This window comes from Streptomyces flavofungini (genome assembly GCF_014650815.1).
GTDB lineage: Bacteria > Actinomycetota > Actinomycetes > Streptomycetales > Streptomycetaceae > Streptomyces > Streptomyces flavofungini.
In genome coordinates this window covers 658,255-683,983 of the sequence record NZ_BMVR01000001.1, presented here as the reverse complement: position 1 = coordinate 683,983, position 25,729 = coordinate 658,255, and the positions used below count along the sequence as shown (strand labels likewise).

The following is a 25,729-nucleotide window of genomic DNA, read 5'->3' as shown; positions in this document are numbered from 1 at the left end:
CCTGGATCTCTTGACGTGTACCCCTCGACTACGCTTCCGGGTCATGAGCGTCCCTGACCAAGCGCCCTCCGACGAAGCGGCCGCCGACGAAGCGCCGTCCGGCCAGGAGCCGTTCGCCGACGAGCCCGCCGACGCGCCCGAACGTCTCGGGCTCACCCCGCGCCAGGCCCGGCGGCTGCGCATCGGCGCCGCCTCGCTCCTGATGGCCACGGCGGCCGTGCTGCTCGCCGTCCGGCTCGCGAGCCGGTCGTCCGTGCTCGTCGTGGGCGTGTACGGACTGCTGCTCATCCTCTGCGGCCTGGTCATCGAGCTCAGCAGACGCGGCCGGACCAGGCTCGGCAGCTATCTGCTGGGTGCCGGCCTGGTCGCGGCGCTGCTCATGGACGTGGTGGTGCTGTCCTAGCGGGTGGACATGGTCGTGCTGTCCCGGCGGGCAGCCGGCACCGGCCCCTCGGAGAGCCCGTACCGCTCGTGCAGCCGCCGCAGCCCCGGCGGCGCCCACCACGCACGGCGCCCGAGCAGCGCCATCGCCGCCGGTACCAGGAACATCCGCACGACCGTCGCGTCGATCAGGACCGCCAGCGTCAGGCCGAGCCCGATCTGCAGGATCGGCGAGAAGCCGCCCGTCATGAACCCGCCGAACACGATCGCGAGGAGCAGCGCCGCGCAGCTCACCACGCGCCCCGAGCTGCGCAGCCCCGACACGATCGCCGTCCGGTGGTCGCCGGTCTCCACCCACGACTCGCGCATCCGCGCCAGGATGAACAGCTCGTAGTCCATCGCCAGGCCGAACGCGATCGCGATGATCAGCGGCGGCGCGGTCAGACTGAGCGCCCCGAGTCCCTCGCCGCCGAGCAGGCTCGCGCCGTGCCCGTCCTGGAACACCCACACCACCACGCCGAGCGCGGCACCGAGGCTCAGGAGCGTCGTCAGGAGCGTCCGCAGCGGGCTGAGCAGCGACCCGGTGAAGGCGAAGAGCAGGGCGAACAGGCCCGCGAGGACGGTCAGTACGGCCCACGGGGCACGGTCGGCGAGCATCTCGCGGAAGTCCACGAGCCGGGCCGCGTCGCCGGTGACCTCGACGGGTTCGGTGCCGCGCAGGTCCCGTACCCGCTCCACCAGACGGGTCGCCTCCGGGCCGTCCGCCGAACCGCGCGGCGTCAGGCGCAGCAGGATCGTGCCGTCGGTCATCCGCCCGTTCTCCACCCGGGTCACGCCCGGCAGCGCGCGGATCTTGCGTGCGCAGTCCGGGTCCGCGCCCGGCCTGATCAGGACGTCGACGGTGTCGGTGCCCGTGCCCGGCGGGTAGTGCGCGTGCACGGCGTCGTGCAGCTGGCGCGCCTCGGTGTCGTGCGGCAGCTGGCGCGCGTCGCCGATCTCGATGCGCAGCCCGAACACCGGCAGCGCGAGCACGACGAGCCCGGCCACGACGGTCACCACGACGGCGAGGGGGCGGCGCAGGGAGAACAGGGCGAGGCGGGCGAAGAAGGCCCCGGGCGCCTTCGCGGGTGCGGCTGCTTCCGGCGCGGTGGCCATCTCCGTCGTGGCCGTGTGTGAAGTGGCCGCTGCCGTACGGGCCTTGCGCGGGGCCCGACGTCCCGGGAAGCGGAACCACCCGCCGCCGCGCGACCTGCGCTCCCTCGGCGTCATCCGGCCCCCGAACAGCGTGAGCAGCGCGGGCAGCAGCGTCAGCGCCGCCAGCATGTCGACCACGACCACCGCGCCCGCCGCAAGTCCCATGCTCCGCAGGAACGGGCTCGGGAACCACACGAGCCCCGACAGGCACACGGCCACCGTCAGCCCGGAGAACAGCACGGTCCGCCCGGCGTGCGCGACCGTCGCCCGCACCGCCCGCACCACGTCGTCCTCCCGTACCCGCTCCTCCCGGAACCGCATCACAAGGAGCAGCGCGTAGTCCACCGCGAGCCCGAGCCCGAGCATCGTGACCACCTGCACCGCGTACACGGAGATCTCCGTGACCTGCTGGAACCCGAGCAGCGTGAGGAACGCGCCCGCCACGCCGCTGAGCGCGACGAGCAGCGGGAGCCCGGCCGCCCGCAGCCCGCCGAAGATCAGCAGCAGGACGACGAGGACGGCGGGCAGCGTGATCAACTCCGCGCGTGCCACGTCCTCCTGGGCCCGCCCGCCCATCTGCTCCCCGAGCAGCGGATCGCCGCTCACCGCCACGTCGACGCGGCCGTCCACCGCCCCGCCGATCTCCCGCAGCCGGTCCGCGACGTCGCCGACCACGTCCTCCTCGGCGTCGTCGTCGAGGCCGCTCTTGAGCGTCACGGGGATCAGCAGCGCCTTGCCGTCGCGTGCGACCAGGCCGTCGGTCCTGTACGGGTCGGCGGCGACGGAGATCCCGGGCGCCTTCCGGACGTCCGCGACGGCCCCGGTCACCGCCGCGCGCACGTCGGCGGCGCGGACCGGGCCGCCGAAGACGACCGCCGTGAAGTCGTCGCCGTCGGGGTCGAGCCGGGACAACAGGTCGTCCGCGACCACCGACTCGCTGCCCGGCACGTCCTCCACCGTCGAGGTGAGGTCGCCGAACACCCGGGTACCGAAGCCGAGTCCGACGGCGAGCAGCAGGAACCAGATGAAGAGCACGGTGCGGGGGCGGCGCGTGGCCGTCCTGGCGAGGGTCGCGAGCATGACCGCTCCTCGGGAGCTTGGAGGCGTGTGAGGCCGGAACCCTGGCGGGACCGGATCCCTGGCGGGAGGGGCGTCCGGGGCCGGGCGACCCCGAACGCCTTGGCCACACCTTCGCCGTGGAACGGGCGCGACGGATCGCCGCGCGGAGCGGTCTTGGGGCCTCGCCCGTGCGGGGGAGGGCTCCGTCGGGCGGGGGAGGGGGCTGCCGCAGGGTATTTGGCCGTGTGCGGGGGGTCAGCGCGTGCGCGTGCCCTTCGCGGTCAGCGCGCCCCGTCGTCGTCCGGCGTGCCCGGTCCCGGCCCGGTGTCGCCCGGTGCGACGAGGCCGCTCTCGTACGCGCAGATCACCGCCTGCACCCGGTCCCGCAGCGCCAACTTCGAGAGGACGTTGCTGACATGCGTCTTCACGGTGTGCTCGCTCACCACGAACGACGCCGCGATCTCCGCGTTCGACAGGCCGCGCGCCAGCAGCCGCAGCGTCTCCTCCTCGCGCGCGGTGAGCACCGCGAGGCGCTGCGCGGGCGACGCCGTCACGGACCGCGTCGTACGTCCCCGGCGTACGAAGTCCGCGACCAGGCGCCGCGTCACGGACGGCGCGAGCAGCGAGTCGCCCGCCGCGACGACGCGCACCGCGTGCACCAGGTCGTCGCGGCGCACGTCCTTGAGCAGGAAGCCGCTCGCGCCCGCGTACAGGGCGTCGTACACATACGCGTCGACGTCGAACGTCGTCAGCATGACCACCCGGCAGGCCGACTCCGCGCACACCGCGCGCGCCGCCTCGATGCCGTCCATCACGGGCATCCGGATGTCCAGGAGGGCCACGTCCGGGGTGTGCCGACGCACCGCCTCCAGCGCCTGCGCGCCGTCGCCCGCCTCCGCCACCACCTCGATGTCGGGCTGCGCGTCAAGGATCATCGTGAAGCCGCTGCGGACCAGCTCCTGGTCGTCGGCCACCACTACGCGGATGCTCATCCGTCAAGGATGCCGTGGGCAGGCGTACGGCGACACGGAAACCTCCGGCCGGTACGGGACCGGACTCCGCCGTCCCGCCGCAGGCGGCGGCGCGCTCGGCGATGCCGACGAGGCCCTGGCCGCGCGGCCGTTCACCACTGTGGGGGGCCGTCCCGAAGGGTGCCCTTGACGCGGGGGTGCCGTTGGGACCTGCCCGGGCCCCGTCGTCCGTGACCGTGAGCGTCAACTCGCCTGGCAGCCAGGCTAGTTGGAATGTCACGCGTGCGGTGCCCGCGTGCTTGAGTACGTTCGTCAGCGCCTCCTGCGCCACCCGGTACGCCGCGACCTCCACGTCCGGCCGGAGCGCGACCGGCTCCCCGGTGACCCGCGACTCGACCGGTGTCCCGGCGAGTTCGACGTCCCGTATCAGGGAGGGCAGGGCGGCCAGCGTCGGCTGCGGCCCCCGGTCCACCGACGCCCCAGCGCCCCCAGCAGTTCCAGCCACCCCTGTAGCCCCAGCCGCCCCGCCCTCCCCGGCCCCGTCCCCGGCCCCCTCCGCGTCCCGCAGCACCCCGAGGATCCGCCGCAACTGGGCCATCGCGTCCCGCCCCGCGCCGCTGATCGCGTCGAACGCCGTGATCGCCCGCGCCGGATCGTCCCGCACCACCACGGGCCCCGCCTCCGCCTGCACCACCATCAGGCTCACGGCGTGCGCGAGCACGTCGTGCATGTCCCGGGCGATGCGCGCCCGCTCCCGCGCGACGGCCCGTGCCGTCTCGGCGGCCCGCTCCCGCTCCAGGCGCCGGGCCCGGTCCTCCAGCGCCGCCGTGTACGCCCGCTGCACCCGGGCCAGCACCCCGAACCCGTACGCCGTGACGAAGCTGAGCAGATGGAAGGCGTACTCGAACGGCTGTGCCTGCTCCCGGAACGTCATCGTCGCCGTCGACGCGACCAGCCACACCCCGAGCAGCACCCGCCGCTGCACGGGCCGCGCGACCAGCGCCAGCGTGTACAGCGCGACCAGCCCGCCGTACGCCACGTCCGGCGGCGGCTGCCGGTACACCGCCATCGCGGGCGTGAACAGGCTGACGAGGTACACGGCCGTCATCGGCGACCGGCGCCGCCACGCGAGCGGCACGGCCGTTCCCGCCCCGAGCAGGAAGCCGACCGCCGAGAGCCGGTCGTCGCCCTCGTCGGGGAAGACGAACTGCAGCGAGACGGCGAACAGGACGAGGGCGGCGAGGGCGGCGTCCACGACGTACGGGTGCCTGCTGAGCGCACGCGAGCGCGTCCGGATCAGCGTGCGGAGGGGGCGGCGCGTCCGGTCGGACGGGACATTCGGGCCGGGTGGTTCGGGCAGGTCGAGGCGCGGCATACGGCGGCTCCCGGGCGGAGGCGGCTGCCAGTATCGCGGTGGGCGGCGGGGCGCGTCCTCGCCGGTGCGGGGGAGATGCCGGGGGCGGTGGATCGGTGGAGCGGGGGACGCGGGGGACGCGGGGCGGCTTCGCCGGGGGCGGGGGGCGTGGCCCGGCGTCCCCGGCGGTGCGGGGCGCGGCTCAGCACCGCCGGTACACGTGGCCCTTCTCCCCGGCGGGGCGCACGTCCCGGTCGCGCAGGACGATCGAGAGGTCCTTGCCCCAGCGGCGGCACGCGGTGTCGTACCCCTTCGTCTCGTACTCGATGTCGAAGACCCTCCCGTCGTACGCGGACGAGAACGGCTCGCACTCGTCGTACTGCCCGCACTCCTCGACCACCGCGAAGTCGAACCCGATGCCCTTGCCCAGCAGTTCGGCGGTGTTCTTCTGCGCGATGGCGAGCCCCCGGTCGTGCGCCCGGCGGACCAGGAGCCGCGCGAACGCCGTCGCGTCGGCCGGGTCGAGCCGGTCGTCGGAGCGGGCGTAGGAGTCGAGGTTGTCCGGCTCGACCGCGTCGAAGCCGGAGCGCGCGCAGCCGTCGATCCAGTCGCCGACGACGCCGAGGAGCTCCGTGCGCCTGGCGGCGGTGGAGATGTCGAGCAGCGGTTCGTCCCAGTCCTCGTCGACCACCGGGTCGCCGTCGTCGTCGCGCAGGATCAGGTCGGGGTGCTCGTCGTCCCACCAGGCGGCGGCCTCCTTGCCCGGCTGGGCCTGGAAGGCGTTGACGTAGCAGATGTTGTAGCGGCCGGGGGCGGGGCTCGCGGAGCGGTCGCGGGAGACGGCGCGGACGCCGTCCGGGGGTGTGTAGGGGCCGCCGAGTTGGTAGTCGAAGGGGGTGTCGGCGCGGGGCGGGCGGGGCGTCTTCCCGGTGGTGGTGCGGCGGTCGGTGGGCTTCCGCTCGGTGGACCGGTCGGAGGTGGCGCAGCCGGTGAGTACCGCGAGGACGGTGACGAGGGTGAGGGCCAGGTGGGCGGGGCGGGGCGTGCGGGGCATCTGGCCGTCCTGTGTTCCGTGCGGGTCGTGCGGTGGGTGAGGTGCGCGTTCAAGTGTGCACGCCGCGCCCGCCGTCCTCCCGCGACGCCGCCCGCCGCCCCGGCCCCGACGGGCGAAGGCCCCGGTCGCCCGGGGCCCGTGGGCGGCGCTCGTCCCGGCCCGCCCGCTCACGCCCCCGTGTCGCGGCGCTTCGTCGTGACCGCCGCCCACCGGTCGAGCACGGCCGCGGCGGCGCCCGAGTCGAGGGCCTCGGCGGCGCGGTCCACCCCGGCGGCGATCCGCTCCGTGACGGAGGCGGTGCTCGGCTCCAGGGCCGCGAGCCCCGCGGCGGCCGAGAGCAGGACGGCGTCCCGGACCGGGCCGCGGGCCCCCGCGACCAACTCGCGTGCCACCCGCGCGTTGTGCGTCCGGTCACCGCCGCGCAGCGCGTCCTCGGTGGCGTACGCCATGCCGATGTCCCTCGGGTCGAAGGACTCCTCGCGCACCTCGGAGCCGGAGACCGACCAGACCGTGGAGGTGGTCGTGACCGTCAGTTCGTCCATCCCGTCGTCACCCCGGAACACCAGCGCCGACACGCCCCGCCGGGCGAGGACCGCCGCGAGCAGCGGTGCGAGCCGGGCGTCCGCGACACCCACCGCGCGGGCCATCGGCGCGGCGGGGTTCGTCAGCGGGCCCAGGATGTTGAAGACCGTGCGGATGCCCAACTCGCGGCGCGGCCCGGCCGCGTGCCGCATCGCCGGGTGGAACAGCGGCGCGAAGCAGAACGTGATGCCCACCTCCTCCGCCACTTCCGCTATCTTCGGCGCGGGCAGGTCGAGCGCCACGCCCAGCTCCTCCAGGACGTCGGCGGAGCCGCAGGCGGAGGACGCCGAGCGGTTGCCGTGCTTGACTACCCGCGCACCGGCACCGGCGGCGACGACAGCCGACATCGTGGAGATGTTGACGCTGTGGGACCCGTCGCCACCGGTGCCGACGATGTCGAGCGTGGGTCCGGGCACGGACAACGGCACGGCGTGCGCGTACATGGCGTCGACCAGACCGTCGATCTCCTCGGCGGTCTCGCCCTTGGCGCGCAGCGCCACCATCAGACCCGCGAGCCGCGCGGGGCCCGCGGCGCCCGACATCACCTGATCCATCGCCCAGGCGGTCTCGGCCGCGGACAGATCCCTGCGGCTCAGCAGTGCGTTCAGAAGTTCCGGCCAGGTACGGCCCTGTGGCTCTTCGGCGATCACGGGAACTCTCCTCGAAGAAGAGGGGGTGGAGGGCTCGTCCTTTTGATTCTGGGGAGCGCGGGACGCGTCCTCCAGACCACTTTTTGAGGATCCGTACGGACCATTCTCTGCCCCCGACAGGCAATCACTAGGAAATGCGCGGGAGTTCACGAGAACATCGGAGTTCACGAAGCGAAGGGAAAGGGAGGGCCGTGGCCCTGCACATGGCAGTGGACGTCGTCAGGGAATCCGAACAGTCCCTGACCTCCCAGATACAGGGCTTCATCAGGAAGGAGATAGCGGAGGGCATCCTGCACCCGGGCACGCGGCTGCCGTCCAGCCGCCGCCTCGCGGACGACCTGGGAGTCTCCCGCAGCGTGGTCGTGGAGGCGTTCGGGCAGCTCGTCGCCGAGGGCTATCTGGAGGCCGTGCGGGGCGCGGGCACCCGCGTGGTGGCGCATCTGGAGACCGAGCCGCCGCAGGTCGTGCCCGCGCTGCTCGACGACGGACCGGCCCCGCACGCCTTCGGCGCCCGCTGGGACCTCAGACCCGGCAGCCACACGTTCGCGGCGTTCCCGCGCCGCGAGTGGCTGAGCTGCTACCAGCGCGTCCTGGATCGCGCCGCCGCCAGCGACCACGGTTATCCGTCGCCCGCGGGCGAGCCGGCCCTGCGCGTCGAACTGGCCCACTGCCTGGGCAGGTTGCGGGGCGTGCGCACGGGGGCGGACCAGGTGATGGTGGTCGCCGGGTTCGCCCAGACGCTGTCCCTGGTGTGCGCGATGCTCGCCGAGGACGGCATCGGGGAGATCGGCATCGAGGACCCGGGCCACCCCGGGCAGCGGCAGTTCGTGCGTGACAGCGGACTGCGCCCGGTGCCGCTGCCGGTGGACGCGGAGGGCCTCGACGTCGAGGCGCTCGCCGCGTCCGGCCTGCGCGCCGTCCTGGTCACACCCGCCCACCAGTTCCCCACCGGCGTCGAGCTGTCCGCGAGCCGCCGGGAGGCGCTGGCCCGCTGGGCGCGCGAGACCGGCGGCCTGGTCATCGAGGACGACTACGACGGCGGACTCTGGTACGAGCAGGGCAGCATCCGCCCGCTCGCCTTCCAGCGCGAGGCCCCCGACCACGTCGTGTACTCGGGCACGGCCAGCAAGACCCTCGTCCCCGGCCTGCGCCTCGGCTGGATCGCCGCGCCCCGGCCGCTGCTCGACCGGCTGCTGAGGGTGCGCGCCCGGCAGGACCTGGGCACGGACACCCTCACCCAGCTGGCGTTCGCGGAGCTCCTGCGCGGCGGCCAGTTCGACCGCCATCTGCGCCGCCTCAACGCCCGCGCCCGCAGCCGCCGCGAGGCCCTGGAGGAGGCGGTGCGGAAGCAGCTTCCCGGTGCGCGGGTCATCGGGCGGGAGGCGGGCCTGCACGCGTATGTGCGGCTGCCCCGGCACGTGGACGAGGCCGTGGTGGTGTCCGGGGCGTTCGCCCGCTCCGTCCTGGTGCGCGGCGGCGCGGCGTTCCACGCCCGGCCGGGTCCCACGGCGCCCGCGCTGGTCGTCGGCCACGCCCACCTGCCCAGCTCGGGCGTCGCGGAGGCGATACGGGAGATCGGGGAGGTGGTCAGGGGGCGGCGGTGAACCCGTCGGCGCCGACACCGGCCGCGGTGGCCCCGGTGGTGGCGGCCCGCCCCAGGAAGTTCTCCATCATCGCGAGCCCGCCGCTCGTCATGATGCTCTCGGGGTGGAACTGCACGCCCTCCACGGGCAGGGTCCGGTGCCGCAGCCCCATCACGTACCCGTGGTCGAGGTCGGTGGCCGTCGTCACCAGCTGCGCGGGCAGCGGTTCGGCGACGACCAGGGAGTGGTAGCGGGTGGCTTCGAGGGTGTGGCCGAGGCCCTGGAAGACCCCGGCGCCGTCGTGCCGCACCGTGCTGGTCCGACCGTGCATCACCTGCCCGGCCACCTCGATCCGCCCGCCGTACGCGAGCGCGATCGCCTGGTGCCCCAGACACACGCCGAGCAGCGGTACCCGCCCCGCGAACTCCCGTACCAGCTCCACGTGTCCGGACGCGGCGGGATGCCCGGGACCGGGCCCGAGCACCACCGCGTCGGGCTCGGTCGCGGCCAGGTCGGCGGGGGACCGGGTCAGCGAGCGCACCACCCGGGTGCGCGCCCCGAGCGTGCGCAGGTACTGGTCGATGATGTGGACGAAGCTGTCGTAGGCGTCGATCAGCAGGACGTTCATGCCCGGGATGCCTCTCTCGTACGGGGCCGGGGGGTGTCGTACGCGGACGGGGTGCGGGGGGCGGTCGACGCGGGCGGCGGAGTGAGTCCGCGCGGCCCGCACGGCCGCGGTGTGCCGGTCACGGCAGCAGCTCCGCACCGGTCAGAGCCCAGTACGCGGCGCCCATCTTCGCCAGCGTCTCGCGCCACTCGGCCTCGGGCTCGGACTGGGCGACGAGCCCCGCCGAGCTCTGCGTGGAGTAGGTGTCCCCGTCGTGCTCGACCGTGCGGATGCACAGCGCGAGTTCGCTCCAGCCGCGCACGTCGACCAGGCCCACGGCGCCCGCGTAGGCACCGCGCCGCTCCCGCTCCAGGCCGTCGATGATCTCCATGGCGCGCACCTTCGGCGCCCCGGTCATGGTGCCCGCGGGGAACGTCGCGCGCACCGCCTGCCAGGCGTCCACGCCTTCCTCAAGACGCCCCGACACCGTCGACACCAGGTGGAAGACGTGGCTGAAGCCCTCCACGGCCATCAGCCGGTCCACCGGCTTGGTGCTCGCCGTGGTCACCCGGCCGATGTCGTTGCGGCACAGGTCGACCAGCATGATGTGCTCGGCCTGCTCCTTGATGGACTCGCGCATCTCCTTGACCCGGCGCTGGTTCTCCTCCGCGTCGGGGCCGCGCCGCGCGGTGCCCGCGATGGGGCGCATCACGATCTCGTCGCCTTCGATCCGGAAGAACAGCTCCGGGCTCGCCCCGATCAGCGTGCGGCCCGCGCGCGGCATCAGATACATGTACGGCGACGGGTTGCGGGCGCGCAGCCGCCGGTAGACGTCGACGGGCGTCAACTCGGTGCGGACGTCGATGCGGTGGCCGATCTGGATCTGGTAGATGTCACCGACCCCGATGTGCTCCAGACACGTCTTCGCCCAGCCCAGGAACGTCTCGCGGTCCACGCTGTCCCGCACGGACTCCGGCCCGGGCGCTTCGGGGACCGGCACCGGCCGGCGGGTGCCCGAAGCGGCCGCCAGCGCCGCCTCGTACGCCACCTCCCGGGCCGCCGTCGGGTCACCCTCCCCGAACGCCCCGCTCGCGGCCTGCAGATGACGCACCGCCCCGTCGGCCAGGTCGTACCAGACGGTGTCCCGGAAGAGCGTGAGCGTCATGTCCGGGGCATCCGGCTGCTCGGTGCGGGCGGGCAGCGCCTCCAGGTGCCAGGCGGTCTCGTACGCCAGCGTCGTCAGGAAGCCGAACGCGTAGCCCGTCGTGGGCAGTTCGGTGTCCAGGGCGAACAGGCGCTGCGCGCGGGCGAGGAAGTCCCAGACCTGGTCGGGGGCGGTGAGGCGGAGCCGGTGCACGCCCGGCTCCGGCTCCTGCGGGTGGTCCCCGCACAGCCCGGCCGCCAGGGCCGCCCCGGCGAGCGCGCGGCCGAGGGCGGGCGTGCCGTCGAGGTCGACGTACCCGTCGTACACCCGGATCTCCGCGAGCCGCCCGAAGCCGACGACGGCCGCGCGGCGGTCCTGGTCGGCGCCGTCGACGCTCTCGAACAGGAACACGTCGTCCTGACCGAGGGCCGCACGCAGCGGGACGTACAGGTCCAGGGGGTCGTGGCGGGGCAGTTCGCTGTCGGTCACCCGCACGTCGACCGTGGTCATTTCCGGCATGGAGAACTCCCTTCCGGCGTGGCGAACTCCCAGTGAATTCACCGCCGTCGGATTGCCCCCACGGCTGCCTTCTGTTGTTGCCGGAAAGTCAAGCAGCGCCCTCACCACCCGTGCCAGACCAATTCCCGGGCCCCGATGCGGACCAATTCCGAATCGCTTGACCCGGGCGTGGGCGCACGGATTCAGTGGTAGCTCGTTCCTGCTCCTCTGTTCCTCCTGTCCTATGTCCGCACGGGGAAGGCCGTCATGAAAGACAGCACAAGAGCCAGCAAAAGGGAAAGCGAAGCGGAGCACCCGGCCGCCGCGTCCTGGCGGGCGTTCCCTGCCCGGCAGCAGCCCGACTGGCCGGACCCGCGCGCCCTGCGGGCTGTCACCGACGACCTGGCCGCCGCGCCACCGCTGGTCTTCGCCGCGGAGTGCGACCAGTTGCGGCGGCGCATGGCGGCGGTCGCGCGCGGCGAGGCCATCCTGCTCCAGGGCGGCGACTGCGCCGAGACCTTCGAGCGGACCACCACCGACGCGATCCGCGGCAAGCTCCAGACGCTGCTCCAGATGGCCGTGGTCCTGTCCCACGCCACCGCGCTGCCGGTCGTGAAGGTCGGGCGCATGGCCGGGCAGTACGCCAAGCCGCGGTCCAGCGCGGTCGAGGAGCGTGCCGGGGTCGCCCTGCCCTCGTACCGGGGCGACGCGGTCAACGGCCTGGAGTTCACCGAGGCGGCCCGCGTCCCGGACCCGCGGCGCCTGCGCACGATGTACGAGGCGTCGGCCCGCACCCTCAACCTGGTGCGGGCCCTGACCACGGGCGGTTTCGCCGACCTGCGCCAAGTGCACGCCTGGAACGAGGGGTTCGTGGCCGCGTCCGGCGCGGGCGAGCGCTACGAACAGCTCGCCGACGAGATCGGCCGCACCCTCGACTTCATGCGGGCCTGCGGCGTCGACACCCGGGAGCTGGCCACCACCGAGTTCTTCGTCGGCCACGAGGGGCTGCTCCTCGACTACGAGGCGGCCCTGACCCGCACCGAGCCCGACTCCGGCCGCGCCTACGCCACCAGCGGCCACCTCCTCTGGATCGGCGAGCGCACCCGCGACCTCGACGGCGCCCACGTCGAGTACTTCTCCCGCGTCGCCAACCCCATCGCCGTCAAGCTCGGCCCGACGACGTCCCCCGACACCGTCGTGTCCCTGCTCGACCGGCTCGACCCGGACCGGGAGCCCGGCCGCCTCACGTTCGTGGTGCGCGCGGGCGCCGAACGCGTGCGGGACCTGCTGCCGACGCTGGTGGAGAAGGCCAACGCCGAGGGCGCGCAGGTCGCTTGGGTGAGCGACCCCATGCACGGCAACACCACGACGGCGCCGAGCGGCCACAAGACCCGGCGGTTCGACACGGTCCTGGACGAGGTGCGCGGGTTCGTGGAGGTCCACCAGGAGCTCGGCACCCACCCCGGCGGCATTCACGTCGAGCTGACCGGCGACGACGTGACGGAATGCGTCGGCGGCGGCAACGCCGTCCTGGAGGAGGACCTGCCGCACCGTTACGAGACGGCCTGCGACCCCCGCCTCAACCACACCCAGTCCCTGGACCTGGCGTTCCTGCTGGCCGAGATGTACCGCGGGAGGTGATCCGGGCGCACCGCGACCCCTGCGGGGCACACCGGCGTCAGCCAGCGCGCAGGGCGTCCTCGACGATCCGCAGGGGCGGCTCGTCCGTCAGGTAGAAGTGCCCGCCGGCGAGCGTGTGCAGGGTGACCGGGCCCCGGGTCTGCTGCCGCCAGGCGGCGGCTTCCGCGGGGCTCACCCGGGGGTCCGTCGCGCCGCGGAGCACCGTGACGGGGCAGTCCAGGAGCGCGTCCGGCTGCCCCGTGTAGCCCGCGACCATCCGGAAGTCCGCGCCCACGTACGGCATCACGAGCTCCAGGAAGACCGGGTTGTCGAGGAGCGCCGCGTCCGTGCCGCCCAGCTGGGCCAGCGTGCGCAGGACGGCGGCGTCGTCCATCTCGGCGGCGCGTTCCGGGGTGCCGTGCGCCGTGCGCGGGGCGCGGGCGGCCGACGCGAAGAAGTGGCCGACGTCCGCGCCGTCGGCCTGCCAGAGCCGCGCCACTTCGTAGGCGACGAACGCGCCCATGCTGTGCCCGAAGAACGCCGTGGGCCGCCCGTCGGGCAGCGGGCGCAGCTCGGCGGCGAGGTCGCGCGCCATCGCCTTGAGGTCCGTGGCGGGCGGTTCGGCGATGCGGGCGGCGCGTCCCGGGTAGCAGACCGTGTGGACCTCGACGTCCGTGAGCGCCTTGCCCCACGAGCGGTAGAAGTACGGCGAGCCCCCGGCGTGCGGGAAGCACACCAGGCGGCCCGACGCGAAGGGCCGTGACTCGACTGCCTGCGTCCACACCATGACCGTCCCCCAGTCGCCGGTGCCTCCACCGGCGGGTGACGGCACTTCGGTCGGCCCTCATGATTCCACCGCCCGCCGACGGCCACCTGGCCGAGGGGCCCGCCCGGCCTGTGAGGTGTGGCACTCCGTCCGGGACGCGGCGCACCGCCACTCGCCTTCGGCCCATGGCCCGGCACTTCGGCCGGCCTCAAAGGGGGGTGTGGGCGGCGAAGCCCCCACAGCGCGCGGCGAAGCCGCGCAGAAATGACGACAGCGAGGCCGGTCCACGTTTTCCGTGGACATGCCTCGCTGTCGGTGTCGTGCGCCGCCAGGGACTCGAACCCCGGACCCGCTGATTAAGAGTCAGCTGCTCTAACCAACTGAGCTAGCGGCGCCTGCTGACTCGAAAATAATACCTGGTCCCCGGGGGTGCTCTGGACCACCCGGGGCGGACCGGGGCGGGCCCCGGACCGGACCCGGACTCGGACCGGACCCGGACGGGGCCGTCTAGATCGCCAGGGAGAGCAGGACGGGCGCGGCCTTCCGGTTCAGCGTCTCCGCGGCCTCGCGCAGCCGGTGGGCGTGCTCGACGGGCAGCGACAGGGCGAGCGAGCCGACCGTCGCGCCCGCGGTGATCGGGACGGCGGCGCAGACCGTGCCGACCGCGTACTCCTGGAGGTCGAGGACGGGGACCGTGGCGGCCTGGGCGTCGAGGTTGTTCAGGAGGACGCGCTCGCTGGTGATGGTGCGCGAGGTGAGGCGGGCCATCTTGTGCCGGGAGAGGTGGTCGCGGCGGGCGTCGAGGTCGAGCTGGCCGAGCAGGCTCTTGCCGACGGCGCTGGCGTGCGCGGAGACCCGGAAGTCCACCCACTCGTTGACCTTCGGGGTGTGCGGGCCGTCGGCGAAGTCGGTGACCCGGATCTCGCCGTCCACGTACCGGCTGACGTAGACCGCGGCGCCGATGGAGTCGCGCAGTCCGCCGAGGGTGTGCCGGAGCTTGTCGCGCAGGGCCAGGGCGCGGTCGTGGGCGGAGCCGAGGCGGGTGAGCGAGGCGCCCGTGACGTACGCGCCGTCGGTGATCTGTTCGACGTACCCCTCGCGGCGCAGCATGCGAAGGAGGCCGGCGAGCTGGGTGGCGGGCAGGGCGGTGCGCCGGGCCAGCTCGTCCTCGGTGACGCCGGTGCCGCGGCGCGCGACGATCTCCAGTACCCGCAGGGCGTTCTGCACCAACTGGTGGGCCGTCGTCGACTCGCGCTGCACCGCCACGGCTTCTCCCTGATCCCTGCGCCTGAGATGGAACGGTTCCGGACAGCTGGACACTGTCCACGATAACCGCCAAATACCCCCTGGGGAGAGGGTGTTGGCCACAAGAGTGGCGCGTTTCCGCCCCGCTGAGCAGGAACGCGCCACCCTGGCATATGCCAAGTGAATGCTCCAGCGCCATGGCCGCACGCGTTGCGCGCCGCGCTCATGGCACTCCGTGGTGCGTCGGCCGTGCTCAGAGCACCGCGGACAGGAATCCCCGGGTCCGCTCGTGCTCCGGATCCGAGAAGATCTTCTCCGGCGGCCCGGATTCGATCACCCGGCCCGCGTCGAACATCAGCACTTGGTCGGAGATGTCCCGGGCGAAGTTCATCTCGTGGGTCACGCACAGCATGGTGATGTCGGTGGTGTGCGCGATGTCCCGCAGGACGTCGAGGACGCCCGCGACGAGCTCCGGGTCGAGCGCGGACGTCACCTCGTCCAGGAGCAGCACCTGCGGCCGCATCGCGAGGGCGCGGGCGATCGCGACGCGCTGCTGCTGGCCGCCGGAGAGCTGCGTCGGATAGGCGTCGCAGCGGTCGCCGAGCCCGACCAGGTCGAGCAGGTCCCGGGCCCGCTGCTCCGCCTCGTCCTTGGACAGGCCGAGCACGGTGACCGGCGCCTCGGTGATGTTGCGCAGGACCTTCATGTTCGGGAAGAGGTTGAACTGCTGGAAGACCATGCCGATGTTCTTGCGGACCTCGCGCACGTGCTTCTCGCCCGCCGGGACGAGCTTGCCGTTCTTCTCCTCGTGCGTCAGGTACTCCCCGCCGACCTTGATCGTGCCCTCGTCCGGCTTGAGCAGGGTCATGAGGAGCCGCAGGATCGTCGTCTTGCCGGATCCGGACGGGCCGATCAGGGTGACGTGCTTGCCGGAGGCGACGGAGAAGTCCAGCTCGTCCAGGACCGTGTTGGACCCGAAGCGCTTGACCACCTTGTCGAAGCGGATCAGCTCGCTGCCGTCCACCGCCGGGTTCGGCTGGTCCTTGGTGAGGTTCGTGTCAGCGGACAAGACGGCGCTCCAGGGCTCGCAGGAGGAGGGAGGACGGATAGGCGATGAGGATGAAGGCGACACCGACGACGGTCAGGGCCTCGGTGTACTGGAAGGTCTGCGCGGCTTCGAGACGCGACCGCTGCAACAGCTCAAGGACGCCGATGCTGGCGAGCAGCGGCGTGTCCTTGAGCATCGCGATGACGTAGTTGCCGAGCGCCGGGATCACGCGGCGGATCGCCTGCGGCAGGATCACCGCGGTCCAGGTGCGCGGGTACGACAGGCTCAGCGCCTTGGCCGCCTCCCACTGGCCGACGGGCACGGCGTCGATGCCCGCGCGGTAGACCTGCGCGGTGTACGTCGAGTAGTGCAGGCCGATCGCGAGGATGCCGGTGGTCTCGGCGGAGAATTGGATGTCCCACTCCGGCAGCACGAAGAACAGGAAGAACAGCTGCACGAGCAGCGGCGTGTTGCGGATGAACTCGGTGATGATCCCGACGGGCCAGCGGATGAACCGCGTCGGCGCCCGGAACGCGAGCGCCCACAGCAGCCCGACCCCGAAGGAGATCAGCGAGCCGAGGGCGAGCACCTGGAGGGTGACGAGCACCCCGTCCCAGAAGTGCGGCATGAAGTCGGAGACGGCGCCCCAGTCCCACTTGTCGGTGCCGTTGTTCATGAGCCACCCCCGCCGACGATGACGTTGCTCGGTTTCTCGGTCGTCTTCCGGAGGTTGAGCCTGCGCAGGATGCCGACGCCCGGTTCGGGCTTCTGCCCGATGCCCGCCTTGGCCTTGCGCTCAAGGACCCGCATGCCCCGTGTCAGCAAGAAGGCGATCACGAAGTAGATGACGAGCGTGATCGAGTAGATCTCCGCGCTCTCGGTGGTGGCGAGCCGCACCAGATAGGCGGCGAAGGACACGTCACCGATGCCGAGCAGCGACACCAGGGCGGTGCCCTTGAGCAACTCGATCAGCAGGTTCGAGAACGGTGGGATCATCTCCGGCACGGCCTGCGGCAGCAGGATGAGCCGCATCCGCTGCCACGGCGTGAAGCTCAGCGCGACCCCCGCCTCGCGCTGCGCGGGGGCCACCGCGTTCAGGGCGCCCCGGACGATCTCGGCACCGTACGCACCGTACGAAAGCCCGAGTGCGAGCACCGCCGCCCACATCGGGACGAGCGCCCAGCCCGCGAGCTGCGGCAGTACGAAGAAGATCCAGAACATCAGCACGAGCGAGGACGTCCCGCGGAAGACCTCTGTATAGAACCCGGCGAAGAACCGCACCACACGCAGATGGTGCGTGCGCGCGATGCCGATGCCGAAGGCCACGACGGTCGCGAGCGCCGCGCTGTAGAGCGTGAGCTGAATGGTGATCCAGATGCCGGGGAGTACCCAGTGTTCCCACAGTCCCGCTGTCATTTGCACAGCTCCTCTGCGGTCAGGTCGGTCATCTCGTCCTTGGTGAAACCGAACCGCTTGAGCACCCGGAAGAGCTCGCCGCTCTTCTTCATCTTGTGGATCTCGACGTTGAAGGCGTCGCGGAGCTTGGTGTCGTTGGGGCGGAAGGTGAAGCCGCCGCCGTCGACGTGCTTCTTGCCGTCGACGAGGGGCGCGAAGGCCTCGGTGGCCTCGGCCTTGCGGCTCTTCCTGACCACGCCGCGGGCGGTCAGGGCGGTCCCGCCGAAGACGTCGATCCGTCCGGCCTCGACGGCGTTGAGCCCCGCCACCGGGTCCTGGAGGATCACGATGTCGCTCTCCTTGTACCCGGCGTCGACGGCGTACGCGATCTCCGCGTACCCGGTCCCCGTCCCGAACTTGGCCTTCTTCTTCACGACGTCGGCGTACGTGTGCAGCCCCTTCGGGTTGCCCTTGCGCACGATGAACGAGTCCAGCATCTGGTACTCGGGATCGGAGAAGATCACCTGCTGGCAGCGCTCTTTGTTGATGTACATCCCGGCCGACACGACATCGAACTGCTGCGTCTTCAGGCCCGGGATCAGGGAGCTGAAGTCGGTGGCGACGGGCTGCACATTGTCCACGCCGAGGCGCTTGAAGATGATCTTCGCGAGTTCCACCGCCTCACCGGTGAATTCGCCCTTCTCGTCGATGTAACCGTACGGGGCCTCGCCCGCGATGCCGAGCCGCACCGTGCCCTGCGACTTCAGCCGGGCCAGCGTGTCGCCCGTGGGCACCCGGCTGCACGCCGTGGCGCCGAGCGCGCCCGCGCCCAGGACGGCGGCGGAGGCCAACAGGGATCTCCGGCGCACGCCCGGCGCTCGTGCGCTCTCTGTCTTGTTTGGGTTCCTCGATGGTGGAGCCATGGGCGCGCGGCTACCCGAGCCCACGCGAGGTATGCCGTTGAATTTCAGCCCCTGATCCGATCGTTGCGCACTTGACGCGGGCGCCGACCCGGGGAGGACCATGGGGCGCATGGCAGACCGATACATCGAAGTCTCCCTCGCCAAGCGGGGAGTTCAGGCCACGGCGAAGCTCCTCGACGACCGGGCCCCGGTGACATGCGCGGCGGTCTGGGACGCGCTCCCGCTGGGCGGGGATGTGTACCACGCGAAGTATGCCCGGAACGAGGTTTATGCCCTGTTTCCGGCCTTCGCCCCCGAGGAGCCTCCCCTGGAAAACCCCACGATCACCCCCATCCCCGGCGACCTGTGCTATTTCACCTTCTCCGGCACAGAACTGGGCACGAAGTCCCACGGCTACGAGACGTCCCAGCAGGGCACGATCGTCGACCTGGCCCTGTTCTACGAACGCAACAACCTGCTGATCAACGGCGATGTGGGCTGGGTCCCTGGCATCGTCTGGGGCCAGATCGTCGAGGGCCTCGACGGGATGGCGGAGGCGTGCAACGACCTGTGGCGGACGGGGGCGCTGGGGGAGACGCTGAACTTCAGGCGCGCGTGACGCCGGGGGCGGCGGCCCCCGGTTACGGAAAGGGGAGGGGTCGGGGAACGCTCAGCGCGGCGCCCCCGCCGTACAACGCCTGCGCGACCCGCAACACCAACGCATCCCCATGCCGGGCGGCCACCAGTTGCACCCCCACCGGCAACCCCTCCCCGTCCACCCCGCAGGGAACAGTCGCGGCAGGCTGCTGCGTCAAATTGAAGGGGTACGTGAACGGCGTCCACCCCGTCCACCGCCGAAGCCCCGACTTCCCCGGCACCTCGACCCCCGCCTCGAACGCGGTGACCGGCAACGCAGGCGTCACCAACAGGTCGTACGTCTCATGGAAAAGCCCCATCCGCCGCCCCAGCGCCATCCGCACATCAACAGCCGCCAGATAGTCGAGCGCACTGAACCGAGCCCCCTGCGCGCAGATCTCCCGCAGCCCCGGATCGAGCAACTCCCGCCGCCCGGGCGGCAACTGCTGCACCACCCGCGCGGCCCCGCTGAACCACAGCGTGTGAAAGGCGTCCACGGGATCGGTGAAGTCGGGATCGGCCTCCTCGACGTACGCGCCGAGCGAGGCCAGCTTCCCCACCGCGTCCCGCACGGCCGCAGCGACGGCGGGCCGCACCGCGACCTGCCCGCCGAGCGAGGGCGAGTAGGCCACCCGCAGCCCCCGCACCCCGCCGTCGAGCCCGTCCCGGAAGCTCCCGGGGGCCGGTCCGAGGTGGGACCAGTCGCGCGCGTCCGGGGCGGAGATCACGTCCATCATCAGGGCGGCGTCGGCCGCGTCCCGCGTCATCGGCCCGACGTGCGCGAGCGTCCCGAACGCCGACGCCGGATACAGGGGCACCCTGCCGTACGTCGGCTTGAACCCGAAGATCCCGCAGAACGCGGCGGGGATCCGCACCGAGCCGCCGCCGTCCGTGCCGAGGGAAAGGGGCCCCGCACCAAGGGCGACCGCCGCCGCGCTGCCGCCGCTGGAGCCGCCCGAGGTGCGCGAGATGCCGTACGGATTACGGGTCACGCCGTGCCGCGGGCTGTCCGTCACGCCCTTCCAGCCGAACTCCGGAGACGTCGTCTTGCCGACGAACACCGCGCCGTGCTCACGCAGCCGCGCCACCGACGGCGCGTCCTCGTCCCAAGGCCCCTTCTCCGAAACGGACTTGGAGCCACGGAGGGTGGGCGCGCCACGCTGCAGCAGCAGGTCCTTGACGGTGACCGGCACGCCGTCGACAAGCCCGACGGGCGCACCCCGCCGCCACCGCTCCGTACTCTCCTCGGCCCGCGCGAGCGCACCCTCGTGGTCCAGCCGTACGAACGCGTTGACGACCGGCTGGATCTCCTCGGCCCTGCGCAGCACCGCACGGGTGACATCCACGGGGCTGAATTCGCCCTTGCGGTAGCCATCGACGAGTTGTACGGCGGTGAGGTCCGTGAGCTCGGTCATGCGTGCTCCTCAGGGAGACGGGGGCGGGGCGGGCGGGCACCGACGACGGCCCGGGGTGATCGTCCGGAGTCCGGGCCGGGCACTGGACGATCAGTGCCCAGGGACATACCCACGTTTCTTGTCGACCACGTTCGCCAGCGGCCGACCCTCCTCCCACTGCCCGTACAACGTCACGAACTGCGCGCCGAGTTCGTCCCGCCAGCCGACCGTGTCGCCGCTCATGTGCGGCGAGACGATCAGGCCGGGCGCCGTCCACAGCGGGCTGTCGGCAGGCAGCGGCTCCCGCTCGAAGACGTCGAGGGCGGCGCCCGCGATCCACCGCTTCGACAGCGCGGCGGCGAGGTCGTCCTCGACGACGAGCTGGCCCCGGCCCACGTTGATGAAGTGCGCCGACGGCTGCATGACGCCGAAGCGGCGCACGTCGAACATGCCGCGGGTGTCGTCGGTCAGCGGCGCCGCGCACACCACCCAGTCGGCGCGCGCCAGGAGGCGGTTGAGGTCCTCCGGGCCGTGCACGCCGGTGCGCGGGGCGCGCCCGACGAGCGCGGGGGCGATGCCGAGCGCCTTCAGGGTGCGGGCGATGGCGCGACCGATCGGGCCCGAACCGACCACACACGCCCGCGTGCCCGTGATCCGGCGGCTCTCGCGGTGCAGCCAGGTCCGCTCCCGCTGGAGGTCGAGGGTGCGCGGCAGGTCCTTGGCCATGGCGAGCACGAGCGCGGCCACGTACTCGGCGATCGGCTCGTCGAAGACGCCCCGCGCGTTGGTCACCACCGCGTCGGAGTCGGCGAGTTCGGGGCACATCAGATGGTCGACGCCGGCGCTCGCGGTGTGCACCCACGCGGGCCGCGGCCCCTCGCCGGGCCACGCGCGCCGCACCGCGTGCGAGAGGAAGTCCCACACCAGGAGCACGTCCGCGCCCGGCAGTTGATCCGCGAGGGTGCTCTCGTCGGCGTGCAGCACACGGGCGCGGCCGGTGAGGGAGCCGAGGCGGGGCGGGGGTGCGGGGGAGGGGGCGTCGAGCACGAGAACGGTGGGGACGGCAGGGGGCGCAGGGGTCTCACCGGGCGCCGGACCCCGCGCCTCAGCACTCCGGGGTGCGCCCTCACTGGCCGCAGTGCTTCCGGAAGCCCCACCCCCGGAGCCACCGCTTTCGGACATGGCAGAGAAACCGTTTCGCAACGAGAGCCCGCTTCCCTGGGAGAGCGTCAGGACGACACCGCAGTGTCCCGGCGGCCGACGTTCTCAGCCGTCTGAGATGTGCGGATTGACCACGCTCGCACCCCAACCTACCTTCGTCAACAGAAGCAGTTCAGCTCAGGCACCACAGGGACGAGTACGCTGCGTGCCCGCTCCCTCGCGCACGGTGTGCTCGCCGCACACGCACCCCCGTCCCGACGTCCCGGCGCGTCGCGCGCCGCCAAGCTCCACTGTCCGGCCCCCGGCCGGCCCTGTCCCTGCACGCACGAATTTAGGGCCTGCTCATGGACGTCACTTCCTTTTCCTCGCTCGGCGGACCACACCCTCAGCGCGGTGTCGGTGTCGTCGCACCCTTCGACTTCGCCCTCGACCGGGAGCTGTGGCGCTGGGTCCCGGACGAGGTCTCCCTGCATCTGACGCGTACGCCGTACGTGCCCGTCGAAGTCAGCCTCGACCTGGCCCGCCTGGTCAGCGAGCACGAGACCCTGGCCGAGGCGGTCCGCGCGCTCACGGCCGCCGAACCGGAAGTCCTCGCCTACGCCTGCACCTCGGGCAGTTTCGTCGGCGGCATCGCGGGCGAGCGCGCGATGTGCGAGGCCATGTCGCGCGAGGGTTCGGTGGCCTCGGTGACGACGTCCGGCGCCCTGCTCGAAGCGCTCGACGAGCTGGACGCGCGGCGCATCGCCCTGGTCACGCCCTACACCTGGTCGGTCACCCAGTCCCTGGAGGAGTATCTGGCCGAGGCGGGCGTCTCGGTCGTGGGCCGCGCCTACCTGGGGCTCACCCGGCACATCTGGAAGGTGCCCTACCGCGACGTCGCCGACATGGCGCGGCAAGCGGCCTCCGGGCCCGTCGACGCGCTCTTCATCAGCTGCACGAACCTGCCCACGTACGACGTCATCCCCCAACTGGAGGCGGAACTGCGGATGCCGGTGATCTCCGCGAACCAGGTCACGATGTGGTCGTCCCTGCGCAGGCTGGGTACGCGAGCCGTGGGGCCCTACCAAGCGCTGATCAACGCGGGCGCGCGGCCCGGCAGTGCGGAGTACGGCGCCCTCGACGCACTCGCCGAGCCGCCCGTGTCCCCCGCGGTGCCGCCCGCAGGGGCGCCCTCGGACAGCCTGCCCGACCCGCCCGGGGGACCAGCCGGTCCCGCGGAACCCACCGGGCCCGCAGGACCGACCGCCGAAGGAGGCTGGACTTGACCGCACTCGGATTCCTCTACCCCGGACACTCGGCCGAGGACGACTACCCCCGTATGGAACAACTCCTCGACTCCGACATCCGCCTGCACGTCGTGCACACGGACATCGGCGAGGACGCGCACCGCGTGGACGCGCTCCTGGAGATGGGCTCGGCGGCGCGGCTCGCCGCCGGGGTCGAGGACCTGCGGCTCACCGGCGCGGAGGCCGTCGTCTGGGCCTGCACCAGCGGCAGCTTCGTCTTCGGCTGGGACGGGGCGCACGACCAGGTCCGCGCGCTCGCCCGGGCCGCCGGTCTGCCCGCCTCCTCCACGTCCTTCGCCTTCGCCCACGCGGTACGTGAACTCGGCGTCGATCGCGTCGCCATCGCCGCCACCTACCCCGACGACGTGGCCGTCCACTTCGCCGCCTTCCTCAAGACGGCGGGCGTCGAAGTCGTGGCCATGCGCGGCAGCGGGATCATCACCGCCGCGGAGGTCGGCACCTGGGGCTGGGACGAGGTCCTCGCCCTCGCCCGCGCGGGCGATCACCCCGACGCGGCCGCCGTCCTCCTCCCCGACACGGCCCTCCACACGGCCGCCCACATCCAGCCCCTCGAAGCGGCCCTCGGCAAACCCGTCCTCACCGCCAACCAAGTGACCCTCTGGGAAGCCCTCCGCCTGACCTCCCGCCGCATGAACGCCCCCACCCTGGGCGCCCTCTTCACGAAGGAGCCCATCATCCAACTCCGCAACCAGTAGCCCTGCCGGGGGCTCCGCCCCGGACCCAGCTCCTCAGACGCCGGAGGGGCTGTCTCTAGCCCGTCGTGGGGGTCCCCCCTGCTCCTTAAGAGCTTGGGGGAGATTGAGGACGAGGCGCGGAGCGCCGACAGGCGGAGCGCCGACAAGCGGGGGCCCAGGGGGCGGCAGCCCCCAGTTTCGGGAAGGGGCGGGACCGGGGCGCCCCGCGAGGGAATAAGCGGAGCCACCCTCCTGTTCGACGATGCGTAAGCCACACGTATGCGAAGACCAGGAGGCCCCGGTGACAGTGGAGCAGAACGGCGACGGCACCCCCGCAGGCGAAGGCGCGCCCGGGCCCGCCGAGACCGAGGGAATCCGCGCCCCCAGGTACGGCGAAGCCCCGACCCCACTGTCCGTACTGGACCTGGTGACCGTGGGCGCGGGCCGCACGGCCACCGACGCCCTCCACACCAGCGTGGCCCTGGCCAAGCTGGCCGAGTCCCGCGGCTACCACCGCCACTGGGTGGCCGAGCACCACTCCATGCCGGGCGTGGCCTCCTCCTCCCCGGCGGTGATCCTCGCCCACCTGGCAGCCCACACGACCCGCATCCGTCTGGGCTCGGGCGGCGTCATGCTGCCCAACCACGCCCCCTTGGTCATCGCGGAGCAGTTCGGCACCCTGGAGGCCCTGGCCCCGGGCCGAGTGGACCTGGGCCTGGGCCGGGCCCCCGGCACGGACGGCGCCACGGCCGCGGCCCTGCGCCGCACGGACCAGCTCAACGAGGGCGCCGACGACTTCCCCCAGCAGCTCGCGGAGCTGACCCGCTTCCTGGACGACGACTTCCCCGACGGCCACCCCTACGCCCGCATCCACGCGGTCCCGGGCCCCGTCCAGTCCACGTCCCCGGGCGGCGTCCAGTCCCCGCACCGCCCGCCGGTCTGGCTGCTCGGCTCGTCCGGCTTCAGCGCCCGCCTCGCGGGCATGCTCGGCCTGCCCTTCGCGTTCGCGCACCACTTCTCCGCGCAGAACACGATCCCGGCCCTCGACCTGTACCGGGATTCGTTCCGCCCGTCCGCCCTCCTCGACGCCCCGTACGCCCTCATCGGCGTCTCGGCGCTGGCGACGGACGACGAGCAGGAGGCCCGCCGCCAGGTGCTGGCCGCCGCCCTGAACATGGTCCGGCTGCGCACCGGCCGTCCCGGCCTGGTGCCCACGCCGGAGGAGGCCGAGGCCCACCGGTTCACGGACATGGAGCGGGACTTCATCACGAGCTGGAACTCCAACGTCGTCCACGGCACCGCCGACCAGGTCCGCACCGGCCTCGACGACCTCGCCAAGCGCACCGGCGCGGACGAGCTGATGCTCACGGCCAACGCGCACAGCGGCGACGTACGCCTGCGCAGCTACGAACTCATCGCGGACGCCTACGGATTGCCGACCCCGGACTGACCGCGACCGGCACACGGCGACGAAGGGGTGCTGCCCCCGACGGTGGTGGCACCCTGAACTCCCCCCTCTCATAAGTCCGTTGGGGCACTCGCCCCACCCCCACCCCCCACCCCTCAGGCCCCACCCCCTTCCCTAACCTGTCGCCATGGACATGGACACCCGACTGCTGCGCTGCTTCACCGCCGTCGCCCAGGAGGGCGACCTCACCCGTGCCGCCGACCGTCTGTTCCTGTCGGCGCCCGTGCTGACCCGGCAGCTCAGGCGCCTTGAGACGCAGTTGGGGACGGAGTTGTTCACGCGGTCGCGCGCCGGGATGGCGCTGACGGACGCGGGTGCGGCGCTCGCCGCCGCCGCGCCCGCGGTGGTCGACGCTTGGGACGCGGCGCTCGGCGCCACACGGGGCGCGGCGGCGCGGGCGGACCGGGTGCTGCGCGTCGGCTTCGTGACCGGCGGGGCGGACGGTCTCACGCGGCGGAGCGTGGCGGAGTTCGCGCGCCGCAGGCCTGGTTGGCGGGTGCGCCTCACGCAGGCCGCGGCGGACGACCCGACGGCGGGCCTGGCGGCGGGCACCGCCGACGCGGCGCTGCTGCGGCTGCCGTTTCCCGGCCAGGAGGCCCTGGACATCGAGGTGTTGCTGACCGAACCGCGCTGGGTGGCACTGCCCGCCGGGCACCGTCTGGCCGAGGCCGAGGAGGTCGACTTCGCCGAGCTCCTCGACGAGCCCTTCGTCGCGGCCCCGCCGGAGTCCGGCTGGTGGCGCGACCACTGGCTCGCGACGGCCGAGCGTGACGGCCGCCCGGCGAAGATCGGCGCCGTCGCCCGCACCGCGGCGGAGTGGCTGACCGCCATCGCGGACGGCGCGGGCGTCTCCCTGGCCTCGGCGGCCACGGCCCGCACCGGCCACCGCCCCGACGTGGTCTACCGCCCCGTGCGCGGCATCAGCCCCGCCGGGGTCGGCGTGGCCTGCGCCCGGGGCGCTCAAGTCCCGCAGGTCGTACGGGACTTCGTAGGGGCATGCGCGGCCGCGCGCGACGAACCGGAGCCCGCGCCGTGA

Annotated in this window: 23 protein-coding genes and 1 tRNA gene; 8 read left to right on the top strand and 16 right to left on the bottom strand. The window is 72.8% G+C overall.

Annotated elements, in window-relative coordinates; all coding sequences use genetic code 11:
* The first annotated feature begins 43 nt into the window (after nt 1–43).
* Nucleotides 44–403: a hypothetical protein gene (locus IE274_RS02835; protein WP_229909106.1), complete on the top strand. Its 360-nt coding sequence runs from the start codon at nt 44–46 to the stop codon at nt 401–403.
* Here the strand turns inward: IE274_RS02835 and IE274_RS02830 are convergent.
* From IE274_RS02830 to trpD, 5 genes are all read right to left on the bottom strand, one after another.
* Entirely contained in the window at nt 400–2,655 is a 2,256-nt protein-coding gene (locus IE274_RS02830; RefSeq protein WP_190113891.1) for an MMPL family transporter, read from the bottom strand. The genes IE274_RS02835 and IE274_RS02830 overlap by 4 nt on opposite strands.
* Nucleotides 2,656–2,915: 260 nt before the next feature.
* Nucleotides 2,916–3,626 carry a response regulator gene (locus tag IE274_RS02825; protein ID WP_190113890.1) on the bottom strand — a complete coding sequence of 237 codons (711 nt, stop codon included), beginning with the start codon at nt 3,624–3,626 and terminating at the stop codon, nt 2,916–2,918.
* The gene (locus tag IE274_RS02820; RefSeq protein ID WP_190113889.1) at nt 3,559–4,980 is read right to left on the bottom strand and encodes a sensor histidine kinase; all 1,422 of its coding nucleotides are present in this window, start codon (nt 4,978–4,980) and stop codon (nt 3,559–3,561) included. Before IE274_RS02820 ends, IE274_RS02825 begins: the two co-directional genes overlap by 68 nt.
* A 181-nt stretch (nt 4,981–5,161) precedes the next feature.
* Nucleotides 5,162–6,013 (bottom strand): endo alpha-1,4 polygalactosaminidase, encoded by an 852-nt coding sequence (locus tag IE274_RS02815; protein ID WP_190113888.1) that lies wholly within the window; start codon nt 6,011–6,013, stop codon nt 5,162–5,164.
* Nucleotides 6,014–6,180: 167 nt separating this feature from the next.
* Nucleotides 6,181–7,242, bottom strand: a complete 1,062-nt coding sequence (gene trpD / locus IE274_RS02810; protein ID WP_190114118.1) for an anthranilate phosphoribosyltransferase — start codon at nt 7,240–7,242, stop codon at nt 6,181–6,183.
* 194 nt (nt 7,243–7,436) lie between these two features.
* Here trpD and pdxR point away from each other — a divergent pair, with 194 nt between their 5' ends.
* Nucleotides 7,437–8,849, top strand: coding sequence for a MocR-like pyridoxine biosynthesis transcription factor PdxR (gene pdxR, locus IE274_RS02805; protein ID WP_190113887.1), 1,413 nt, complete (start codon nt 7,437–7,439; stop codon nt 8,847–8,849).
* Here pdxR and IE274_RS02800 read toward each other — a convergent pair.
* Both IE274_RS02800 and IE274_RS02795 read right to left on the bottom strand, forming a co-directional pair.
* Nucleotides 8,833–9,456, bottom strand: coding sequence for an anthranilate synthase component II (locus IE274_RS02800; RefSeq protein ID WP_190113886.1), 624 nt, complete (start codon nt 9,454–9,456; stop codon nt 8,833–8,835). The genes pdxR and IE274_RS02800 overlap by 17 nt on opposite strands.
* A 118-nt stretch (nt 9,457–9,574) precedes the next feature.
* On the bottom strand, nt 9,575–11,098 hold the full coding sequence (locus tag IE274_RS02795; protein WP_190113885.1) for an anthranilate synthase component I family protein: 1,524 nt from the start codon (nt 11,096–11,098) through the stop codon (nt 9,575–9,577).
* Between the two features lie 246 nt (nt 11,099–11,344).
* Here IE274_RS02795 and IE274_RS02790 point away from each other — a divergent pair, with 246 nt between their 5' ends.
* The gene (locus IE274_RS02790; protein WP_190113884.1) at nt 11,345–12,718 is read left to right on the top strand and encodes a class II 3-deoxy-7-phosphoheptulonate synthase; all 1,374 of its coding nucleotides are present in this window, start codon (nt 11,345–11,347) and stop codon (nt 12,716–12,718) included.
* Nucleotides 12,719–12,755: 37 nt separating this feature from the next.
* Here IE274_RS02790 and IE274_RS02785 read toward each other — a convergent pair whose 3' ends face one another.
* The 7 genes from IE274_RS02785 to ehuB form a co-directional block, all read right to left on the bottom strand.
* Nucleotides 12,756–13,484, bottom strand: coding sequence for a thioesterase II family protein (locus IE274_RS02785; protein ID WP_190113883.1), 729 nt, complete (start codon nt 13,482–13,484; stop codon nt 12,756–12,758).
* 300 nt (nt 13,485–13,784) lie between these two features.
* Nucleotides 13,785–13,858 (bottom strand) — tRNA-Lys (locus IE274_RS02780).
* A 112-nt stretch (nt 13,859–13,970) separates the two neighbouring features.
* Nucleotides 13,971–14,729, bottom strand: coding sequence for an IclR family transcriptional regulator (locus tag IE274_RS02775; protein ID WP_190113882.1), 759 nt, complete (start codon nt 14,727–14,729; stop codon nt 13,971–13,973).
* A gap of 232 nt (nt 14,730–14,961) precedes the next feature.
* Nucleotides 14,962–15,777 (bottom strand): ectoine/hydroxyectoine ABC transporter ATP-binding protein EhuA, encoded by an 816-nt coding sequence (ehuA, locus tag IE274_RS02770; protein ID WP_190113881.1) that lies wholly within the window; start codon nt 15,775–15,777, stop codon nt 14,962–14,964.
* Nucleotides 15,767–16,432: an ectoine/hydroxyectoine ABC transporter permease subunit EhuD gene (gene ehuD / locus IE274_RS02765; RefSeq protein WP_190113880.1), complete on the bottom strand. Its 666-nt coding sequence runs from the start codon at nt 16,430–16,432 to the stop codon at nt 15,767–15,769. Before ehuD ends, ehuA begins: the two co-directional genes overlap by 11 nt.
* Entirely contained in the window at nt 16,429–17,172 is a 744-nt protein-coding gene (ehuC, locus tag IE274_RS02760) for an ectoine/hydroxyectoine ABC transporter permease subunit EhuC (protein WP_190113879.1), read from the bottom strand. Before ehuC ends, ehuD begins: the two co-directional genes overlap by 4 nt.
* On the bottom strand, nt 17,169–18,074 hold the full coding sequence (gene ehuB, locus IE274_RS02755; protein ID WP_190113878.1) for an ectoine/hydroxyectoine ABC transporter substrate-binding protein EhuB: 906 nt from the start codon (nt 18,072–18,074) through the stop codon (nt 17,169–17,171). The genes ehuC and ehuB overlap by 4 nt, the downstream gene beginning before the upstream one ends.
* 109 nt (nt 18,075–18,183) lie before the next feature.
* Between ehuB and IE274_RS02750 the strand changes: the two genes are divergently transcribed.
* Nucleotides 18,184–18,672, top strand: a complete 489-nt coding sequence (locus IE274_RS02750; RefSeq protein WP_190113877.1) for a DUF3830 family protein — start codon at nt 18,184–18,186, stop codon at nt 18,670–18,672.
* 22 nt (nt 18,673–18,694) lie between these two features.
* Here the strand turns inward: IE274_RS02750 and IE274_RS02745 are convergent, their stop codons facing one another.
* Nucleotides 18,695–20,104: an amidase gene (locus IE274_RS02745; protein WP_190113876.1), complete on the bottom strand. Its 1,410-nt coding sequence runs from the start codon at nt 20,102–20,104 to the stop codon at nt 18,695–18,697.
* A 90-nt stretch (nt 20,105–20,194) separates the two neighbouring features.
* The gene (locus tag IE274_RS02740) at nt 20,195–21,130 is read right to left on the bottom strand and encodes a D-2-hydroxyacid dehydrogenase (RefSeq protein WP_190113875.1); all 936 of its coding nucleotides are present in this window, start codon (nt 21,128–21,130) and stop codon (nt 20,195–20,197) included.
* A gap of 458 nt (nt 21,131–21,588) precedes the next feature.
* Here IE274_RS02740 and IE274_RS02735 point away from each other — a divergent pair, with 458 nt between their 5' ends.
* From IE274_RS02735 to IE274_RS02720, 4 genes are all read left to right on the top strand, one after another.
* Nucleotides 21,589–22,509: a maleate cis-trans isomerase family protein gene (locus tag IE274_RS02735; RefSeq protein ID WP_190113874.1), complete on the top strand. Its 921-nt coding sequence runs from the start codon at nt 21,589–21,591 to the stop codon at nt 22,507–22,509.
* Nucleotides 22,506–23,246, top strand: a complete 741-nt coding sequence (locus tag IE274_RS02730) for a maleate cis-trans isomerase family protein (RefSeq protein WP_190113873.1) — start codon at nt 22,506–22,508, stop codon at nt 23,244–23,246. The genes IE274_RS02735 and IE274_RS02730 overlap by 4 nt, the downstream gene beginning before the upstream one ends.
* A gap of 241 nt (nt 23,247–23,487) precedes the next feature.
* Nucleotides 23,488–24,675, top strand: coding sequence for an LLM class flavin-dependent oxidoreductase (locus IE274_RS02725; protein WP_372447242.1), 1,188 nt, complete (start codon nt 23,488–23,490; stop codon nt 24,673–24,675).
* A 145-nt stretch (nt 24,676–24,820) separates the two neighbouring features.
* Nucleotides 24,821–25,729: a LysR family transcriptional regulator gene (locus tag IE274_RS02720; protein WP_190113872.1), complete on the top strand. Its 909-nt coding sequence runs from the start codon at nt 24,821–24,823 to the stop codon at nt 25,727–25,729.

Bases quoted from the DNA above. Each gene is read 5' to 3' on its own strand.
- IE274_RS02835 (WP_229909106.1), top strand. From the start codon at position 44: ATGAGCGTCCCTGACCAAGCGCCCTCCGACGAAGCGGCCGCCGACGAA.
- IE274_RS02830 (WP_190113891.1), bottom strand. From the start codon at position 2,655: ATGCTCGCGACCCTCGCCAGGACGGCCACGCGCCGCCCCCGCACCGTG.
- IE274_RS02825 (WP_190113890.1), bottom strand. From the start codon at position 3,626: ATGAGCATCCGCGTAGTGGTGGCCGACGACCAGGAGCTGGTCCGCAGC.
- IE274_RS02820 (WP_190113889.1), bottom strand. From the start codon at position 4,980: ATGCCGCGCCTCGACCTGCCCGAACCACCCGGCCCGAATGTCCCGTCC.
- IE274_RS02815 (WP_190113888.1), bottom strand. From the start codon at position 6,013: ATGCCCCGCACGCCCCGCCCCGCCCACCTGGCCCTCACCCTCGTCACC.
- IE274_RS02800 (WP_190113886.1), bottom strand. From the start codon at position 9,456: ATGAACGTCCTGCTGATCGACGCCTACGACAGCTTCGTCCACATCATC.
- IE274_RS02795 (WP_190113885.1), bottom strand. From the start codon at position 11,098: ATGCCGGAAATGACCACGGTCGACGTGCGGGTGACCGACAGCGAACTG.
- IE274_RS02790 (WP_190113884.1), top strand. From the start codon at position 11,345: ATGAAAGACAGCACAAGAGCCAGCAAAAGGGAAAGCGAAGCGGAGCAC.
- IE274_RS02785 (WP_190113883.1), bottom strand. From the start codon at position 13,484: ATGGTGTGGACGCAGGCAGTCGAGTCACGGCCCTTCGCGTCGGGCCGC.
- ehuD (WP_190113880.1), bottom strand. From the start codon at position 16,432: ATGAACAACGGCACCGACAAGTGGGACTGGGGCGCCGTCTCCGACTTC.
- ehuC (WP_190113879.1), bottom strand. From the start codon at position 17,172: ATGACAGCGGGACTGTGGGAACACTGGGTACTCCCCGGCATCTGGATC.
- ehuB (WP_190113878.1), bottom strand. From the start codon at position 18,074: ATGGCTCCACCATCGAGGAACCCAAACAAGACAGAGAGCGCACGAGCG.
- IE274_RS02750 (WP_190113877.1), top strand. From the start codon at position 18,184: ATGGCAGACCGATACATCGAAGTCTCCCTCGCCAAGCGGGGAGTTCAG.
- IE274_RS02745 (WP_190113876.1), bottom strand. From the start codon at position 20,104: ATGACCGAGCTCACGGACCTCACCGCCGTACAACTCGTCGATGGCTAC.
- IE274_RS02735 (WP_190113874.1), top strand. From the start codon at position 21,589: ATGGACGTCACTTCCTTTTCCTCGCTCGGCGGACCACACCCTCAGCGC.
- IE274_RS02725 (WP_372447242.1), top strand. From the start codon at position 23,488: ATGCGTAAGCCACACGTATGCGAAGACCAGGAGGCCCCGGTGACAGTG.
- IE274_RS02720 (WP_190113872.1), top strand. From the start codon at position 24,821: ATGGACATGGACACCCGACTGCTGCGCTGCTTCACCGCCGTCGCCCAG.